At 71.3% G+C, this 1792-nt stretch carries 1 protein-coding gene and 1 pseudogene; both read right to left on the bottom strand.

Annotated elements, in window-relative coordinates:
• Positions 1 to 223: 223 nt before the first annotated feature.
• Positions 224 to 436 (bottom strand): annotated as a pseudogene (locus VF584_17185) (ATP-binding protein).
• A gap of 21 nt (positions 437 to 457) precedes the next feature.
• Positions 458 to 1792, bottom strand: a 1335-nt coding sequence (locus VF584_17190; protein ID HEX8211914.1) for a recombinase zinc beta ribbon domain-containing protein, incomplete at its 5' end; no start/stop codon positions are given.

Below are 1792 nucleotides of genomic sequence, written 5' to 3' on the forward strand. Positions count from 1 at the left end.
CTCGCCAAAGCCGAGCCGGCCTTCGACTCGTTCTTCGACGACCGCGGGGAAGGGCCGGCGCGCACGGCGCGGGGCCGGGGCGTCCTGCTGGACTGGGGCGGGCCGGGCGCACTGGTCGTGCGTGTCAACGCCGGGGTGAAAATGCATCGGCGCGCCGGAGGGAAAACCCATCACGGAGGACGGCAGCGAGGCGCCCTGTACGGGGCGCCTCGCTGTGGGTCGATCAGTCGGCGGGAGGACCTTCTGGTGGTGCGGCAGCGCGGTTGGCGCGCTGGCGTCGCTTGCTCTGCTTGAGGCGATAGCTCTCGCCGTTCATCTCAACGATGTGGACGTGATGGGTGAGCCTGTCGAGCAGCGCGCCGGTCAGGCGCTCCGAGCCGAACACATGGGTCCATTCGTCGAACGGCAGTTTGCTGGTGACGATGGTCGAGCCGCGCTCGTAGCGCTGGCCAGATCGTCACTCATGATGGTCAGTTTCCTCACTGCCACGTCCAACGTCCGGTGTGGGGGAACGCTGCAGGCGCCATTCCCAGCACTGGCCACGCCGCGCCCGGAACGCCCGATACTCACCGCGACGGACGCGGTCCCACAGCTCGTCCCGGGACAGGTGCTTGGCCCGCATCATCTCCCCGAAGCCGGGCAGGTGCGGCACAGCTGGGCTCGAGCCATCGAGACGGGCGAGGTCGCCCTCGTCCAGCCGCACCCAGACCCGCGACGCCGACCGGCGCTGATCGTGCACGAGCATGCCCTGCTGCACCCAGAGGTGGATGAGGGACGACGACACGCCGAGGCACTGGGCCGCGGCGGCGGCCGGCAGCAACCCGTCCGCGCGCCGGGCCGCCTCGCGGGTGTGCAACGGGCAGGCGGTTGCGATCCCGTGCTGCTTGCGCATCGAGTGCACCCGCGCGTAGGTCCAGGCCTTGCCCGTCCGGGTGGGCAGGCCCTCGGCATTGAGGCGCTCCGCGACCTTGTGGTCGGGAAGCGTCTGCGCGAGCTGGCGCAGGCGCGCGACCACCCCGTCCTTGGTGCGCCCGTGCCAGCCCAGGGGCGGGCAGCGCACCTCATGCCGCGTGGTCGCACCACCGCTCCAGACGACGGTGGCCTCGGCACGCCGCGCCTGGGTATCGACGGTCAGCACCACCTCGGTCACCACCAGCCGCAGCAGGCGCTTGCGGTCCACATCGGTCGTGGTCGCGGCGTGCCAGAGCGCCGGCAAGTCAGCGGCCAGGTCCCGCACGGTCCGCTGCTCGGTCTCATCGAGCGGCAGCAGCTCGGTCCGCCGCACGACCGCGTATTCCTGCTCCAGCTGCTCGAGCGCCTGCAGGGCGGCGTTCCAGCGCGTCTCCAGGCTGCGCGCGACCAAGCGGTTCTCCGGCTCGATCGCGTCATACTGGCGCTGGGCGCGTTGCGCCTCGTAGCGGGCGCGTTCGATCCGCAGCTGCCAGTGGCGGTCGAGCGCTTGGCGCTCCCGCTCGAGCACGGCCAGCGCCGCCAAGGTGGTCTCGATCGCCGCCGGCCGGACCGCCTCCAAGAACAGCGCACCCAGCGTGTGATCCAGGTGGGCGATCGGGAAGGCCTGGCACAAGGAGGCGGCGTAGTCGGTCTGCGCCCGGCAGCACTGGTAGCGCAGATAGTGGCTGCCGTGGCTGACGTTCATCCGCCGCCCGCAGCGACCGCAGCCCACGAGGCCCTGCAGCAGCGCCCGGCCCTCGCGTGGTGCTCCGCGCCCCTTGGCCGCGAAGTTGTAGAGGTTGTCCCGCAGGTGCCGCCGGTTCACGAGATACTGGTCGTG

The sequence above is a fragment of the Longimicrobium sp. genome, assembly GCA_036389135.1.
Lineage (GTDB): Bacteria > Gemmatimonadota > Gemmatimonadetes > Longimicrobiales > Longimicrobiaceae > Longimicrobium.